Origin of the sequence: Leucobacter allii, assembly GCF_022919155.1 — a bacterium.
Taxonomy (GTDB): domain Bacteria; phylum Actinomycetota; class Actinomycetes; order Actinomycetales; family Microbacteriaceae; genus Leucobacter; species Leucobacter allii.
In genome coordinates, this window is sequence record NZ_CP095045.1 from 3,341,376 (window position 1) to 3,356,167 (window position 14,792).

Below are 14,792 nucleotides of genomic sequence, written 5' to 3' on the forward strand. Positions count from 1 at the left end.
AGGAGGTGTCGGAGTCCGATCTCGCGCTCCGCCAGCTCGCCGAGGGCGGCGGCGGGGCCCGCACGCAGAGCCGTCCGCCGGTGATGTGGACGTGGGCGGCGATCCTCACCATCGGCGCCGTCATCGTCGCCGTCGTCTTCTGGCTCGTCACCCTCGCCCCGAAGCAGTTCCTCCCGGACAGCTCGCGCGAGGTGCCGGCCCTCGTCGACCTCGACCGCGCCTCCGCGATCGAGCAGCTGCAGGAGCGCGACCTGGTGCCGGTGACCATCGAGCGCACGAGCGAGGACGTGGACGCCGAGCACATCATCTCGAGCGACCCCGAGGCCGGCGCCGTGCTCAACCCGGGCGACGAGGTCACGCTCTACATCTCGACCGGCCCCAAAACGGCCGAGGTACCGGACTTCTCGCGCATGTCGATCGACGAGTACACCCTCGAGATCGAGAAGCTCGGGCTCACCATCGGCCTCGTCACGAGCGTCGACAGCCCGATCGAACCGGAGAAGCGCGTGCTCGCGGTCTCCCCGGAGCCCGGCTCCGAGCTCAGCTCGGGCAGCGCCGTCGACGTGCAGGTGTCCAACGGCAGCGTGCAGGTGCCCGACGTGCTGAACCAGCCGCTCGAGCTCGCCCAGAACATGGTCGACAGCCTCGGACTCGAGATGATCCTCACGCCCGTCAAGGACTGCCCGTCGGTCGGCGGCTACCCGATCTTCGAGCAGTCGGTCGTCGGCCAGCAGCCGCAGGGCAGCCGGCTCGAACTCAAGTACTGCACGGGCTGACGCCGGGTCGGCTCCCGCGACCGCTCCGCCTCCGGCGGGGCGGAAAGCCGGCGCCCGCCGCCGCGCCTCAGCGCGACAGCAGCGGCGAGAGGGTCTTCGCGACCTCGGCCGCGTTCGGCACGCCCACGACCGTGAGCCAGTTGCCGAGCTGCTGGTAGCCGCCCTCGGTGAGCACCGACTCGGGGTGGTACTGCACGCCGTAGATGGGCAGCTCCTCGTGGCGCAGCGCCATCACGATGCCGCCGGCCGTCTCCGCCGTGACGACGAGGCTGCCCGGCACCGTCTCCCGGACGACGGCGAGCGAGTGGTAGCGCGTCGCGTCGAACTCCGCGGGCACGTCGGCGAAGAAGGCGTCGCCCGTGTGCCGCACGCGCGACACCTTGCCGTGCATGAGCTCCTCGGCGTGCGTGACCGTGGCGCCGAGGGCCTCGGCGATCGCCTGGTGCCCGAGGCAGACGCCGAGGAGCGGGATCCCGGTCCGCAGCGCGATCCCGACCATGGGGATCGAGATCCCCGCCTCCGCGGGAGTGCCGGGCCCGGGCGAGATGAGCACGCCGTCGTACTCGGCCGCGAGCTGCTCGAGCTCACCGGCGGACACCTCGTCGTTGCGGATCACGCGGGTCTCGGCGCCGAGCTGCTGCAGGTAGCCGTTCAGCGTGTAGACGAAGCTGTCGTAGTTGTCGATGATCAGGATGCTGGTCATGTGCCGACCGTCACTTCCTCTTCGGGGAACTGCAGGGCCACCCACGGGTAGACGTAGGCGATGAGCGCGTACACGAGCGCCGCGAGCGCGAGGAGCAGCACGATGACCCGCAGCCACGCGGGGCCGGGGAAGAAGCGCCAGATCAGGGAGAACATCAGGAGGCGTCTCCTCTCGGGGCCTGCGTGGCCTCCATCGTCGGGTTGAGCTCCACGAGCTCCGCCGGCGGCCCCGCGCTGCGCGGCTGGTAGCCCTCGAACACGGAGTACGCGATCGCCCGCTCGTCGCTGCCCGCGAGCTTCGGGTGGCAGGTGGTCAGGGTGAGGATCTGGTCCTGCCCGGGCGTGCCGTCGAGACGCGGGAAGGGGTTGAGCACGTCCGTCTCGTCGGGCAGCACGTACTCGATCGAGCGGAAGCGGTAGGTGTACCAGCCGTCGGCGGTCTCGATGAACAGCGGGTCGCCGACGCGGAGGTTCATGATCTCGCGGAACGAGTTGATGAGCGGGCCGGAGCGGTGCCCGGCGAGCGCGACGTTGCCCGGCTCGCCGGGCATCTGCGTCGTCTCGTAGTGGCCGATGCCCTTGTCGTCGAGGTTGAGCACCGTCCACCAGTCGGTCGTCTCGGCGACCCGGTTGGCGTACGTCGTGCCGAAGGCCGGCGCGTGGAGCACGGCGAACACCTCGCCCTCGGCGGGCCGCTGGGCGACGGGGACCACCCCGTCCCACGGCTCGGCGCTCGCCTCGCTCTGCCACTTCGCGGAGTCCTGCGCCGAGAGGTCGGTCTGCTTCGCCGTCACCGCGAGCCCCGTGTGCCACGGCTGCCACACGATGTAGCCGAAGACGCCGAGTCCGCCGAGCAGCAGCAGCTCGCCGATCACCGTCAGCGGGCTCAGCCGGGCCCGGCGGCGCCTGCCGCGTGCTGCGCGCGTCTCATCCACGCTCCATATTCTAGGTCGCCCTCCCTGGACGCCGGTTTCGCTCTCGGCACGCAGGCGAATCCCGGTACAATCGGAGCCATGGCAGCAGCTGGGAAGAATGTAAGCAAGCGCAAGTCGGCGGAGCTCGACAAGAACCGCGCGGAGTTGGCGGCGGCGCGCAAGGAAGCGCCCAACCCGGTGTGGTTCAAGCCGGTGATGTTCGGCTTCATGCTGCTCGGCCTCATCTGGATCGTGCTCTACTACATCACGAGCGCCAACCTGCAGCTGCCCGTGCCCGTGCTCGGCCAGGCCAACATCTTCGTCGGCTTCGGCCTCGTGCTCGTGGGCTTCCTCATGACGCCCTGGTGGAAGTGAGGCGCGCGGAAGCGAGTCCCGCTCCGGGCGCATCGCCCCGCTCCGCCCGGCGAATCACACCGGTGTCATTCCTCCCCAGCTGGGGATAGGCCTGTGGATAACACGACTGCGGCCCCGACAACCGTCGGGGCCGCAGTCACGTTCCGGGCGAGGCTCAGACGCCCGCGGGCAGCCACACGAAGTACGCTCCGGCGAGCAGCACGAGCAGGACGCCGAGGCCGGCGAGCACCGCGATCCTCGCGCCGCGGCGCCGCGGCCCGCGCGTCGCGAGCAGCAGCCCCATCGTCGCCGCCCCCGCGATCGCCCCGCCGAGGTGCGCCTGCCACGAGATCCCCGCGCCCGGCAGCAGTCCGATCCCGAAGTTGATCGCGATGAGCACGGCGAGCGAGGTGATGTTCACGCGCGCGGCACGATACGCGACGAGGGTCGCCGCGAGCACGCCGAAGATCGCCCCGGAGGCGCCGACGGTCGGCACGTTGATGCTCGTCGGATCCGCGTAGACCCAGAACATGACGGCGAGCGAACCGCCGAGCCCGGCGAAGAGATACAGCAGCACGAAGGCCGTGCGCCCGATCATCTGCTCGAGGTTGCGGCCGAAGAGCCACAGCGCGTACATGTTGAACAGGATGTGCAGAATGAAGCCCGTGGAGTGGGCGAACATCGCCGTCGCCATCCGCCACGGCTCGAAGGCGAGCCCCGGGGGCAGCACGGCGTCGGGCAGGGAGTAGAGCGGGGCGTACCAGAGCGCCCGCGTCACCTGATCGGCGCCGAAGTAGTGCGTCGCGAGCTGCGCGAGGAAGACCGCCGCGCACGCGATCATGATGCCGTAGGTGACCGGGGCGTCCGAGCCGGCGAAGCGCCGCCCCGCGACCCTCGCCGTCCGCGCCGAGCGCTTCGCAGCGCCCGGCCGCGTCTGCCGCACGCACTCCGGGCAGAGCACGCCGACCGCCGAGACGTTCTGGCAGTCCGCGCAGATCGTGCGGCCGCAGCGCTGGCAGAGCGTGAAGCTGTGCCGGTCGGCGTGACGGTAGCAGACGTCGTCGGGCCCGTACTCGACGCGCTCGCCGAATGCCGGGCCCGATCCGTTCGTCACGCCGCTCAGGCCTCGGCGATGTCGACGCCGGTGATCACGACGTCCTCGACGGGGCGGTCCATGGCACCGGTCGGCACGGCCTCGATGGCGTCGACGACGGCCTTCGAGGCGTCATCGGCGACGGCGCCGAAGATGGTGTGCTTGCCGTTGAGGTGCGGGGTGTCGACGGTGGTGATGAAGAACTGCGAGCCGTTGGTGCCGGCGAGGCGGCCGGTCATGTCGGGGCGCTTGCCCGCGTTCGCCATGGCGAGCAGGTAGGGGGCGTTGAAGACGAGCTCGGGGTGGATCTCGTCGTCGAAGGTGTAGCCGGGGCCGCCCGTGCCGGTGCCGGTGGGATCGCCGCCCTGAAGCATGAAGTTGCGGATGATCCGGTGGAAGATGACGCCGTCGTAGAAGCCCTTCTGGGCGAGGTCGACGAAGTTCTTCACCGTCTTCGGCGCGTGGTCGCCGAAGAGGTGCAGCACGATATCGCCGTGGTTCGTGTGGATGGTGGCAACGGAGGTGTGAATGGTCATGGGATCTAGTGTATGCGGGGCCTCCCGGGGGAATCCCCGGCCCGCGGAGCGCGTTCGCTCCCGGCGTGGCCGGCCCCGATCCGCGCGTGCACGCTGGGAATCTCGTGCGATCGCGCCACCCGCCCCCGTACGGGCCGCGCCGGTTCGGTGTAGCGTGGACGTACGAGCGAAGTCGCTCATGGCATTGCCTCGCCGAGCTAGGAGGACAGGAATGAATCTCTCACGCAAGCGCCGACGCGAACTCCGTCGTCTGCGGGGTGACGCGCAGGAGCTGCTCGATCAGCAGCGCATCGTGCTCGGGCACGCGGGCGACGTCCTGAACGAGGCGGGTCGCCAGGCGAAGCGTCTGAGCGACGAGCACCTCGCCCCCCGCGTCGAGGACGCGCTCGAGGCGGCGCGGCCGACCATCGACCGCGGCGTCGCCTCGGCGCGGCGCGCAGCCGACACGATCCGCCGGGTCACGACCCCCGTGGTCGCCGGCGCGCTCGCCACGACCATCCACAAGCTCGACGAGCTCGAGCAGCGCGACGCCGCGAAGCAGATCCGCGGCTTCGGCGAGCGCACCGGCTACCTGCAGCCGGCGAAGAAGCGCGGCGCCGGCGGCGTCATCGCCCTCGTGCTCGGCGGCATCGCCGCCGTGGGCGTGGGCTACGCGCTGTGGCAGGCGTTCCGCACCGACGACGAGCTCTGGGTCGCGCCCGAGAACTGATCGCCGCGTCCGAAGCGACGGCGTCCGGCTGCGGCCGGGCGCCGTTTCGCGTTCCCGCGGGCGCCTACTTCTTCGGCTTGCCCGATCGCGGTTTCGCGCCGGGCTTCTGCCCGCCCTTGGCCGGGGCCTTCGCCCCGCCCTTCGCCGGCGGACGCCGGTTGATGCCGGCCATGCGCATGCCGGTCTGCACAAGCGAGAGGGTGCGCAGCGCCTTGATCTCCCGGATCGGCACCCAACGGGCCTCGTCCGAGGAGCCGTCCACCTCGTTGACGAGCGGGCCGTCCTTCACGGAGGCCCGGTAGACGATGCGGATCGTGTGGAGCTCGGGATCGCTGCCCTCGGGCACCTCCTCGCGCACCATGACGCGCGAGTCGACGCCGAGGAGCTTGCCGATCCTCGCTTCGAGCCCGGTCTCCTCCATGACCTCGCGGACGACCGCGTCACGGGGATCCTCCCCGCTCTCGAGGCCGCCGCCCGGCAGCGTCCAGCCGTGGAGATGGCCGCGCCGCCAGTGCGTGAGCAGGATCTTGCCGCGTCGCTCGACGACCGCGTAGGCCGCAACTCGAAGATCCATGACTCGAGCCTACTGCGTCGCGGGGCCTCCGCCGCGCCGCTCGGCCGCGCGCCAGCCGGTCACCCAGCGGTCGAGCCTGGCGTAGGCCTCGGCACGGGGCCCGTCGGCTGAGAGGAAGACGTCGTGCAGCGCGCCGTCGACCCGGTCGATCGTGGCCGTGGCCCCGAGCCGCAGCGCCGCCCGGGCCACGGCGTCGACGTCGAGCACGGTGTCCGCCCGCGTCATCTCCTCGCTCCAGCGCAGGGCCAGCGCCGAGCGCGCCGACAGCAGCACCTGCGCGGGTTCGGCGAGGTCGAGGCCCGCGTCCACGAGGGCGTGGCCCGCGAGGATCGCCTGCATCCAGCCCGCGTGCACCGAGTGGGTGAAGTCCGGCCGCCACTCGGCGTTGACGCCGGCGAGCTCCTCGGCGGCACCCGCCTCCCGCTGCGCCCGGGAGTAGAAGCCCAGATCGAGCTGCGGGGCGACCTCGCGCGGATTGATGCGGGCCCCGAACCCCACGATCGGCGTGATGAGCTGCCTGATCCGGCCCGCGAGCTGGAACTCCAGCCAGGGGCTGTTGAGCACGAGCCCCTGCGCACGACCGCGGTGCCGCGCGCTCCACAGGCTGAGGATCAAGCCGCCGGTCGAGTGCCCGAAGAGCACGAGGGAGCGCCCGCCCGCCCCCCGCCGCGGGACGCGGTCCGCCGCCGCCTCGCGCTCGATCGCCTCGAGCGCGAGGCCGATCTCCGCGTCGTACTCGGCGAGGTCGTCGATGTATCCGGGGGTCTGACCGGGTCGCAGACTGCGCCCGTACTTGCGCAGATCGAGCGCGAAGAAGCGGGCCCCGCGCGAGGTCCAGAAGTGCGCGAGGCCGCGCTGGAAGAAGTAGTCCGACCAGCCGTGCACGTAGAGCACGTCGACGCCCGCGAGCGGCGGCGGGTCGTCGAGCCAGCGCGCGAACCAGCCGCGGTGCTCCGGCACGGCGCGCACGAGCGTCGCGAGCAGCGGCCCCTCCGCGTCGCTGCCGAGTTCGAGGTCGGTGCACGCGAATCCCGGACCGAGGAGGTCATCGCGCCAGCGGGTCATGGCCCCAGTCTACGTCCGGGCGGCGGGGCGCGGCGGGGGCGGCCCGCCCGGCCCGCCCGTCAACGCAGCAGGACCTCGGCGGCGCGGGCGCGCACGACGACCTCGTGCGCGGAATCGTCCGCCGAGGCGAGGCGGTTGTCGACCTCGCCGAGCTCCCCGCGCACGTCCACGCGGTACTCGGCCTCGGGGAGCTGCAGCTCGGCGCTGCCCATGCTCGCGTCCAGACGGACCGCGTCGGGTGCGGTTCCGGTGAGCCGGGTGCGCGCCTCCCCGGCGCTGAGATCGATCTCCGCGGTCGCGACGTCGGCGAGCTCGAGGCGCGACTCCCCCGCCTGCACGTCGAGCTCGAGCGCGCGAGCCGAGCCGCTCATCTCGACCTCCCCGCCCGTGATCTCGAGGCCGAGCCGGTCGAAGTCGCCCGCGCCCCGCAGGGTGCCCGCGGCGACGTCCGCCTCCACGCTCAGCTTCCCGGACTCGGCGAGGCGCTGGGGCAGTGTGAGGGTGACGCGGTCGAGGTGATCGTTCGAAGCGCAGTCGATGAGGCAGGCCGCCGCGAAACCGGTGTCGGGCGCCTCCACGGAGAGGGTGCCCTCCTCGGTCTCCCAGTTCCAGGAGCCCGCGCGGGGACCCGCGACGCGGAGCTCGGCCTCATCCGTCTCGGCGAACGCGATCGTGAACTCCGCGGCGGAGATGTCGAGCTCGAGCTCCGCGACGTCGCTCGCATCGAGGAACTCGTGCTGCTCCGTGCCGTCGGCGGCGCCCCCGGAGGAGACCGTCGCCCCGTCGGTGAACTCCTCGAGGACGACGCCCGGCCCGGGGGCGAACGCGCCCGCGGCGGTCTGCGCGCCGATGGTGAGCAGCGCGACCCCGCCCACGACGGCGGTGGCGATGAGGGTCGCTCGCGCGGCGGTGCTCGGGGCCGCGGCGCCGGGCGTGCCGGCACTCGGGGCGCCGACGCGCGGGGCGGCCGCGTGCGGGCCGGGCGTCTGCGTCGGGTCGGGCGCGGCGCGGTCCTCCGGGGTGCCGGTGCGGTCGTCGTGAGTCATGGTCGCTGTCCCGTCTGTGCGATGGTCGTGGCGGCGCCGTTCGGGGCGCCGGATGGCGCGGGGTGCACGCCGGTGCTGGTGAGGTGGGCGATCGCCGCGAGCACGCGGCGGTTGCCTCCGCCGTCGGCATCGAGGCCGAGTTTCTGGAAGATCGCGGTGATGTGCTTCTCGACGCTCGCCTCCGAGAGGAAGAGCAGCCCCGCGATGGCCTGATTGGAGCGGCCTTCGGCGAGGGCCGCGAGCACCGTCCGCTCGCGGTCCGTGAGCGCCGCCATGCGATCGTCTCGTCCCCGTCGGGCGAGGAGCTGGGAGACGACCTCGGGGTCGAGGACGGTCGCGCCGTCCGCGATGCGCCGCACGGAGTCGAGGAAGTCCCCGACGTCGGCGACCCGGTCCTTCAGCAGGTAGCCGAAGGCGCCGCCCTGCCCCGCGATGAGCTCGCTCGCGTAGCGCTCCTCGACGTACTGGGAGAGCACGAGCACCGGCAGCCCGGGCCTCGCCCGGCGCAGCTCGATCGCCGCGCGGATGCCCTCATCGGTATACGTGGGCGGCAGCCGGACGTCGAGGATGCACAGCTCGGGATCGGTGTGCTCGACGGTCGCCGACAGCTCGTCCGCGTCCGGCAGCGCCGCGACGACCTCGAGCCCGCCGTGCTCGAGCAGGCGCACGAGCCCCTCACGCAGCAGCACGGAATCCTCGCAGATCAGGATGCGCATGGCACGCTCACCTCCAACGACGTCGGCCCGCCGATCGGGCTGTCCAGACGGCTCGTCCCGCCGGCGGCGAGCACGCGGTTGCGCACGCCGTCGAGTCCGCCCCCAGGCACGATCCTGGCCCCGCCGATCCCGTTGTCCTCGACGCGCGCCCAGAGCCGGCGCCCGCCCGTCTCGTCGGTCTCCCGCAGGCGCACGACGACGCGCGCCTCGCTCGCGCGGGAGTGCTTCGCGGCGTTCGTCAGGGTCTCCGCGATGGCGAAGTAGACGGCCGCCTCCGCGTCCCGCCCGCAGCGCTCGGCCTGACGGACGTCGAGCTGCACGGGGATGTGGGAGCGGGCCGCGAGCGCGGAGAGCGCGGCGTCGAGGCCGCGATCGTCGAGCACCGAGGCGTAGATGCCGCGGGCGAGCTGGCGCAGTTCGGTGATGGCGGCCTTCGTGGAGGTGTGCGCCTCGGCGATGAGCGCCTTCGCGGCCTCGGGGTCGGTGTCGATCTTCTCCTGGGCGAGTCCGAGGGTCATGCCCACGGAGACCAGCCGCGGCTGGACGCCGTCGTGCAGATCTCGTTCGATGCGGGTGCGTTCGACGTCGGCCGCGCGCACCGCGCCCTCGCGCTGCTCGGCCGTGCTGCGCACCTGGGCGACGAGCTGCTCCTCGGTAGCCGCGGATCCGAGCATCGCGAGCGCGATGATCCGGTGGAGCAGCGCGATGCCGACGACCCCGGCCGCGCAGACGATGGCGCCGAGGAGTCCGGGCTGCCACCAGACGACGCCGCCCTGCAGCGTCGAGACGGTGCCGCTGACGACGCCCTGCACGAGGCCGAGCATGATCGCGCCGAGCACCGTCGCGATCCCGAAGTGCGCGATCGCGCGCCACATCCGTCCGTCGACCGACTGTCGGGCGAGCGCGACGAGCCAGCCCTTGAACCCGGCGCTCTCCGCGCGCCTCCAGCGCAGGGCCGCGGTCCGCACCCCGTAGAGGCCCGAGACGCGGGCCGTCTCGAACCAGCCGATCCCGAAGAGCGCGTAGACCAGGGCGACGAGGAACACGAGCCCGATGCCCACGATGAGCAGCCCCACGCCCGCGCCGAAGAGCGGCAGGAGCCCCGCGAGGATCATCAGGCCGACGATGCCGAGCGCCGCGAGGTGCAGGATCGTCAGCGCGATGCGGTACGGCGGACGGGCGGAGTGCGCGGAAGCCACGGAGGCCGCGGCGTCGCGAGCGGCGCCGGATCCGGTCGGCGCGGCAGGGGTCCGCGTCGCGGAACCGTTCTGGGCTGCGACCAGCCCCGGATCGGGGGCCGGGACGTCACCTCCGGTCGGGGTGTGGTCGCCGGCCGGGATCCGGCCGGCGACCGGGCTCGGGGGACCGCCCGGTGCGGCGGGCGCCTGGCCCGCGGCAGGGGTGCCCGGTGCGGCCGGGCTCGGGTGCTGCGCCGCCTGCGGGGCGTCCGGTCTCGGAGCCGGGCTCGGGGGATCGCTCGTGATCGTCATGCCTCTACGCTAGGTCGTGCCTCCCCCGGGCCGACACCCTGCCCGCCGGAGCGTCGGCTTCGGGTTTTCCCGAAGCCTCCTCGGCGGCCCGGCTCGCACGGCGGCCGACGGCGGCCGCGCCGGCGGTGCCGTCACCGCGCACGGCGAGGCGGCGTCGGCGCCGGCCTCGTCAGCCCTCTCGGCCGTTCGCGAAGCCGGCGCGGAAGCCGCGCTCGTACGCGGCCATCGCCGCGCGCCGGCGATCCGAGCCGCGGTGGCCCTCCGCGCGGTCGCGCCCGCCGCGTCCGGATCCGCCGCGCTGCCCTGGCGCGCCGCGGTCGTGTTCCACGTGGAACACTCCCTCCGGATCGTGCCACGAACGCGCGTCGTCCCAGCCGGCACGGGAGCGGCCACGCAGCTCGCGGGCTTCCCGGGGGTGCTCGCGAGAATCGCAGCGATGCTCGCGAGACGCCCAGCTGTGTCCGCGGGAGTCCCAGCGGTGCCCGCGCGGATCTCCGTCCGCGCCGCGGCGAGGCTCGTCGTGGAAACGATGCGCGTCTTCGAAACAACGTGCGTCCTCGAAACGATGTCCGTCGTGGGGCGGGTGACCTCCGTGCCAGCGACGCCCGTCGACCGATCCCGCGCCGGATCGACGCGCACCCCGCCCGGTCCGACGCCGGGGCAGCGGAGTCTCCGCGTCCCAGCCGAGCGCGATCGCGATGCGCTCCAGCGACGCGAGGGTCGTCGCGAGATCGTCGGGGGCGACGGCGTCGGAGACCGTGGCGCGGATGTTCTCGACGCGCGCCGTGAGCTCGGCGAACGCCGCGCGGCCGGCCTCGGTGAGGCGCCACTCCCCCGAGTCGTGTGCGATCCAGCCGCGCGCCTCCAGCGCGCGCCGGCTGGTGCGCCCGCGCCCGGAGGACCGCGGCCGCGGATCGCGTCCACCGGGAGCGGTGCCGCCGATCCGGTTGAGTTCGCGCCAATCACGGCGGGAAATGCCGACGTCGACGAAGGTGCGGGCGAACTCGGCATCGAGCAGTCGATCGACGGCTCGGATCCAGTAGCCGAGCGGTCGCTCGGAGCCGCCGGGTTCCCGCGCGGCCGGTACGGACTCCTCGCCCGCGGGTGAAGGGGTGGTGTGCGACGTCATGTTCGCTCCTTACTTGTCATGATGCATGTATATGTAGTGTGACATGCAATGACTTTGCATGTCAAGGTGCATGTAAAGTGGAGGCATGACTCCCGAGGACCTCGACCCCGCGGACGCCATCGCCGACGCGCTCTCCCGACTCCGCGGCGCGCGCGGTGCGCACCCCCGCGGGGGGTACCGGGACGCTCGCGAGGCCCGCGAAGCGGACGGCGCCTCGCACGGCGCCGCGCACTTCGGCGGACGCGGCGGACATGGCCCGCTCGGCGACGACGTCCACAACGGCGGCGGCCACGGCGGCGGCCCCGATCGACGGCGACGCGGACCGTTCGGCCAGGGGGCGTTCCCCCCGGGCGTCATGCGCGGCGGTCCGTTCGACGACCGCTTCGGCGCACGACCGGGCGGAGGCTGGGGCGGCCACGCCGACCGGGGCGGACCCCCCGCGATCTTCCGCATGCTCGAGGCGCTCGCCTCGGCCCCCGAACCCCTGAACGTCAGCGCGATCGGCGAGGCGATCGGCGTCGACCAGCCGCGCGCCTCCCGCCTCGTGAAGCAGGGCGTCTCCCGCGATCTCGTGCGGCGGGAGGTCGATCCCGAGGACGCGAGACGGAGCCGCGTCGTGCTCACGGACGCGGGGCGCCGCGTCGCCTCCGGACTGCGCGGCCGCAGGCGGAAGTCCCTTGCGACGGCCCTCGAGCACCTCGGCGCCGACGAGCGCCGCGAGCTGGCGCGGCTGCTGCAGAAGCTCGCCGCGCACTGGCCGGAGGACCGGCAGCGCTGAGGCGCAGGCCGTCCCTCGCTCGGCGCGCACCGCGGTGCGACCGGGATCCCGCGACACCGCCGGGATCCCGTGCCACCACCGGGATCGCCGCCGCGACCACCCGGATACGTCGGGATCGCCGAGTTCCCCCGGCATCGAGCCGATGCTTCGGACAGCGGATCCCGAAGATTCACCGGCTGCACGCCAAACTTGGACTATGCTCACTTTCATGCGCGGCATCCTCGGCGTCGTCGCCGCCTTCGCCCTCGTTCTCAGCGGCCTCGTCGTATCCGCCCCGGCTCGCGCGCTGGAGGTCGCGGAGCCCCGGAGCGTGTCGCTCGGCTGCGCGAACTTCGGGTACAGCTAGGGCACGTGGACCTTCGATCGGGACAACACCGGTTCCGGCGTCGAAGCCTACCGGGTGCGCGTCGTCGACGACGCCGGCACCGTGCTCTTCGCCACCGATTCGGCGCAGCCGCTCAGCACGGTGCCCGGCTTGAGCAGCAGCACCGCCTACAGCGCACTGCCGCAATACAACCCGCTCCGCTTCTCCGTCGTGAGTGCCTCGGGCAACGGCTTCCCGGAGCAGCTCGTCTGGGAGGCCACCGGATCGTGCTCCGGGCTCCCCGACGCCGATCTCCCACCGAGCGCGACACCCATGACCTTCGGCGCCGAACTCGGCTCACCGCTCTCCGACACGCTCGCCCGTTTCGTGACGGATCCCGAGGGTGCGGACCTCGACTTCTCCGTGAGCGAGGCGCCGACCCTCGGCGCTCTCGAGCTGGCGTCCGACGGGGCCTTCACCTACACGCCGCAGCGGGTCGGCAGCGACTTCGCGATCGTCACCGTGACCGATCCCGGACATCATGCGAACGTCATCGACGTTGAGGTGACCTTCGCCACCACCGAATCCAGCACGGTGCAGCTGCGCCCATCGGCGGAGAGCATCGCCTTCGGCGACCCGCTGAGCCTGCACGCCGAGCTCGTCGCGGAGACCTCGGACGCCGATCTCTCCGGGTCGATCGCCTTCACCGCGGATGGCGTGACGATCGGCACGGCCTCCGTCGATCCCGCGACCGGAACCGCCGCGCTTCAGGGCGTCGCACTCGCCCTCGGGGCGCACGAACTCGGTGCGCGCTTCACGGGGAACAGCACCACCCGGCATTCGGAGGCCGCCCCCGTCACCGTGACGGTCTCGCCGGCCGCGACCGCGACCTCGCTCTCGGTCTCCCCCGATCGGATCACCGTCGGAGAGACGGCGACGCTCACCGCCGAGGTCTCGGGGACGGCCCCGAGCGGCGAGGTGGAGTTCTTCGACGGCGCCACCTCCCTCGGCACGGCCCCCGTCGCCGCGGGATCGGCCGCACTCGCGGTCTCCGCGTTCGCCGTCGGGGCGCACGAGCTGACCGCCGTCTACGGCGGCGACGCCGTGCACGCCGCGTCGACCTCCGAGCCCGTGGTGCTCGGAGTGGAGCGGATCGCCACCGCCACGGAGCTCGCGATCCCCGCCGGCCCCCTCGCTGCCGGCGACCCCGCGCATCTCCGGGCGACGGTGCTGACGGACCCGGCGGGGGACGCCGCGAGCGGCGAGGTCGAGTTCTTCGCGGGCGGTGTGCCGCTCGGCACGGCAGAGCTGGCGGACGGCGTCGCGACGCTCGAGGTGACGACGCTGGCGGCCGGATCGCACGAGATCACGGCCGCCTACGCCGGAGACGCGACACATGCGTCTTCGACGAGCGCCGTCGCCGTGCTCGAGATCAGCCCGGCGCCCCGGACGGAACCTCCGGGGCCCGTCGATCCGCCGAAGCAGCAGCCGTCCTCGCCCGCGCCGCAGGCACCGGCGGCCCCCGCGCTCGCGGCGACCGGCTCGGCGCCGCTCGGATCGGCGGCGGGCGCCGCGATCCTGCTCGCCGCCGCCGGTGCGCTCCTGCTCGGGCGCCGCGGCGCTCGCGCCCGGAGCCGCAGCGGCGGAGCGTGACGCTCGGGGCCTCTGAGGGCGTGCGCCGATCTCGCCGCGCGGCCGGGCCGTTCAGGTTGCGCGTCCGTAGGGCGGATCAGCGGCGGGAGGGGCGGTGGCGCATTCCCATGTACACGCCGCCCTCGGCGAGCTCGTCGAGCATCTGCGTGATGCGTTTGGTCCGGGTCTCGGGTCGCTTCGCCCGAGCGATCCACGCGAGATAGTCGTTGCGCTGGTAGGCGGGCCGGTCGTCGTAGGCGTCGCGGAGACGCTGTTCGGCCAGGATCTCGGCGATGTCGACGGGCATCGGCTGTGCCGCTCGCTGCAGGGTCATGAGTGGTGCTCCTCCCGGGGCTGCGATGCCCCATCGTCGGGGGTCTCGGATGCCGCGCGTCGCGCACGGAGCGCACGGACCTTCTGCCGGTTGCCGCATCGCCGCATCGAGCACCAGGCGCGGTTGCCCGATCGGGAGATGTCGAGGTACATCACGGCGCAATCGTCCGCTCCGCAGACCCGCACGCGCTCCGGCCGCTCGAGCGCGGCGACGGCCGTGCGCGCGATGGTCGCGAGCAGACGGTCGCAGGTCACCGCCGGCTCGGCGCGCAGCTGCCGAGGCACGTCCGGACGTGCCGCGGCGGCGTCGATGACGGAGGCGGCCCCGCCGGGGATCGCGGTGCCGGCAGCCGCAGCCAGCACGGCGTCGGCGATGGCACGACGCAGGTCCCGCGCCCGCACGGCTTCCTCCTCGTCCACCGGCACCTCGACGTCGAAGCGCTCGCGCCACCATCGGGCGATGTCCTCGGGCCCGTGCCAGAGCTCCCATGCCTCGGGGCCCGGGAATCCCCCGGTGTACGCGAAGTCGAGCGCGATCGACCCGGAGTCGAACCACCAGCGCTGGCCGTCGTCGGCGACGAACCACTGCCCGGTCGGAGGTGCGAGATTCATGTAACCATCATGCATGGTTACGCTAGTTT

Annotated in this window: 19 protein-coding genes; 6 read left to right on the top strand and 13 right to left on the bottom strand. The window is 73.0% G+C overall.

What is annotated here, in order from left to right:
* Positions 1–83 precede the first annotated feature (83 nt).
* Positions 84–776, top strand: coding sequence for a PASTA domain-containing protein (locus MUN78_RS16770; RefSeq protein WP_346730640.1), 693 nt, complete (start codon positions 84–86; stop codon positions 774–776).
* Between the two features lie 67 nt (positions 777–843).
* Here MUN78_RS16770 and MUN78_RS15470 read toward each other — a convergent pair whose 3' ends face one another.
* The 3 genes from MUN78_RS15470 to MUN78_RS15480 are packed head-to-tail and all read right to left on the bottom strand — an operon-like array spanning position 844 to position 2,413.
* Positions 844–1,479, bottom strand: coding sequence for an anthranilate synthase component II (locus MUN78_RS15470; protein ID WP_244692144.1), 636 nt, complete (start codon positions 1,477–1,479; stop codon positions 844–846).
* Complete coding sequence (locus MUN78_RS15475; protein WP_244692145.1) at positions 1,476–1,634, bottom strand: hypothetical protein; 159 nt, start codon at positions 1,632–1,634, stop codon at positions 1,476–1,478. The genes MUN78_RS15470 and MUN78_RS15475 overlap by 4 nt, the downstream gene beginning before the upstream one ends.
* Positions 1,634–2,413, bottom strand: coding sequence for a class E sortase (locus MUN78_RS15480; RefSeq protein ID WP_244692146.1), 780 nt, complete (start codon positions 2,411–2,413; stop codon positions 1,634–1,636). The genes MUN78_RS15475 and MUN78_RS15480 overlap by 1 nt, the downstream gene beginning before the upstream one ends.
* Before the next feature lie 78 nt (positions 2,414–2,491).
* Between MUN78_RS15480 and MUN78_RS15485 the strand changes: the two genes are divergently transcribed.
* A complete protein-coding gene (locus MUN78_RS15485; RefSeq protein ID WP_244692147.1) occupies positions 2,492–2,767 on the top strand; it encodes a cell division protein CrgA in 276 nt (91 codons plus the stop codon).
* Positions 2,768–2,921: 154 nt separating this feature from the next.
* Here the strand turns inward: MUN78_RS15485 and MUN78_RS15490 are convergent, their stop codons facing one another.
* Together MUN78_RS15490 and MUN78_RS15495 are read right to left on the bottom strand one after the other, a co-directional pair.
* Positions 2,922–3,860, bottom strand: a complete 939-nt coding sequence (locus MUN78_RS15490) for a rhomboid family intramembrane serine protease (protein ID WP_244692148.1) — start codon at positions 3,858–3,860, stop codon at positions 2,922–2,924.
* A 5-nt stretch (positions 3,861–3,865) separates the two neighbouring features.
* Positions 3,866–4,375 (bottom strand): peptidylprolyl isomerase, encoded by a 510-nt coding sequence (locus MUN78_RS15495; protein WP_244692149.1) that lies wholly within the window; start codon positions 4,373–4,375, stop codon positions 3,866–3,868.
* Positions 4,376–4,586: 211 nt separating this feature from the next.
* Between MUN78_RS15495 and MUN78_RS15500 the strand changes: the two genes are divergently transcribed.
* Positions 4,587–5,084, top strand: a complete 498-nt coding sequence (locus MUN78_RS15500) for a DUF5324 family protein (RefSeq protein WP_244692150.1) — start codon at positions 4,587–4,589, stop codon at positions 5,082–5,084.
* Positions 5,085–5,148: 64 nt separating this feature from the next.
* Here the strand turns inward: MUN78_RS15500 and MUN78_RS15505 are convergent, their stop codons facing one another.
* The 6 genes from MUN78_RS15505 to MUN78_RS15530 form a co-directional block, all read right to left on the bottom strand.
* A complete protein-coding gene (locus MUN78_RS15505) occupies positions 5,149–5,658 on the bottom strand; it encodes an NUDIX hydrolase (RefSeq protein WP_244692151.1) in 510 nt (169 codons plus the stop codon).
* 9 nt (positions 5,659–5,667) lie between these two features.
* Complete coding sequence (locus MUN78_RS15510; protein ID WP_244692152.1) at positions 5,668–6,723, bottom strand: alpha/beta hydrolase; 1,056 nt, start codon at positions 6,721–6,723, stop codon at positions 5,668–5,670.
* 59 nt (positions 6,724–6,782) lie between these two features.
* The gene (locus MUN78_RS15515; RefSeq protein ID WP_244727633.1) at positions 6,783–7,769 is read right to left on the bottom strand and encodes a DUF4097 family beta strand repeat-containing protein; all 987 of its coding nucleotides are present in this window, start codon (positions 7,767–7,769) and stop codon (positions 6,783–6,785) included.
* On the bottom strand, positions 7,766–8,485 hold the full coding sequence (locus MUN78_RS15520) for a response regulator transcription factor (protein WP_244727634.1): 720 nt from the start codon (positions 8,483–8,485) through the stop codon (positions 7,766–7,768). The genes MUN78_RS15515 and MUN78_RS15520 overlap by 4 nt, the downstream gene beginning before the upstream one ends.
* Positions 8,473–9,975 (bottom strand): sensor histidine kinase, encoded by a 1,503-nt coding sequence (locus MUN78_RS15525; RefSeq protein ID WP_244727636.1) that lies wholly within the window; start codon positions 9,973–9,975, stop codon positions 8,473–8,475. The genes MUN78_RS15520 and MUN78_RS15525 overlap by 13 nt, the downstream gene beginning before the upstream one ends.
* Positions 9,976–10,144: 169 nt before the next feature.
* A complete protein-coding gene (locus MUN78_RS15530; RefSeq protein ID WP_244727638.1) occupies positions 10,145–11,104 on the bottom strand; it encodes a hypothetical protein in 960 nt (319 codons plus the stop codon).
* An 85-nt stretch (positions 11,105–11,189) separates the two neighbouring features.
* Between MUN78_RS15530 and MUN78_RS15535 the strand changes: the two genes are divergently transcribed.
* From MUN78_RS15535 to MUN78_RS15545, 3 genes are all read left to right on the top strand, one after another.
* Entirely contained in the window at positions 11,190–11,882 is a 693-nt protein-coding gene (locus tag MUN78_RS15535; RefSeq protein WP_244727640.1) for a MarR family winged helix-turn-helix transcriptional regulator, read from the top strand.
* A gap of 196 nt (positions 11,883–12,078) precedes the next feature.
* Positions 12,079–12,228: a hypothetical protein gene (locus MUN78_RS15540; RefSeq protein ID WP_244727642.1), complete on the top strand. Its 150-nt coding sequence runs from the start codon at positions 12,079–12,081 to the stop codon at positions 12,226–12,228.
* Positions 12,229–12,282: 54 nt separating this feature from the next.
* The gene (locus MUN78_RS15545; RefSeq protein WP_244727643.1) at positions 12,283–13,839 is read left to right on the top strand and encodes an Ig-like domain-containing protein; all 1,557 of its coding nucleotides are present in this window, start codon (positions 12,283–12,285) and stop codon (positions 13,837–13,839) included.
* Between the two features lie 76 nt (positions 13,840–13,915).
* Here the strand turns inward: MUN78_RS15545 and MUN78_RS15550 are convergent, their stop codons facing one another.
* Both MUN78_RS15550 and MUN78_RS15555 read right to left on the bottom strand, forming a co-directional pair.
* Positions 13,916–14,152, bottom strand: coding sequence for a YdeI/OmpD-associated family protein (locus MUN78_RS15550; protein WP_244727645.1), 237 nt, complete (start codon positions 14,150–14,152; stop codon positions 13,916–13,918).
* On the bottom strand, positions 14,149–14,763 hold the full coding sequence (locus MUN78_RS15555; protein ID WP_244727647.1) for a CGNR zinc finger domain-containing protein: 615 nt from the start codon (positions 14,761–14,763) through the stop codon (positions 14,149–14,151). The genes MUN78_RS15550 and MUN78_RS15555 overlap by 4 nt, the downstream gene beginning before the upstream one ends.
* Positions 14,764–14,792 lie beyond the last annotated feature (29 nt).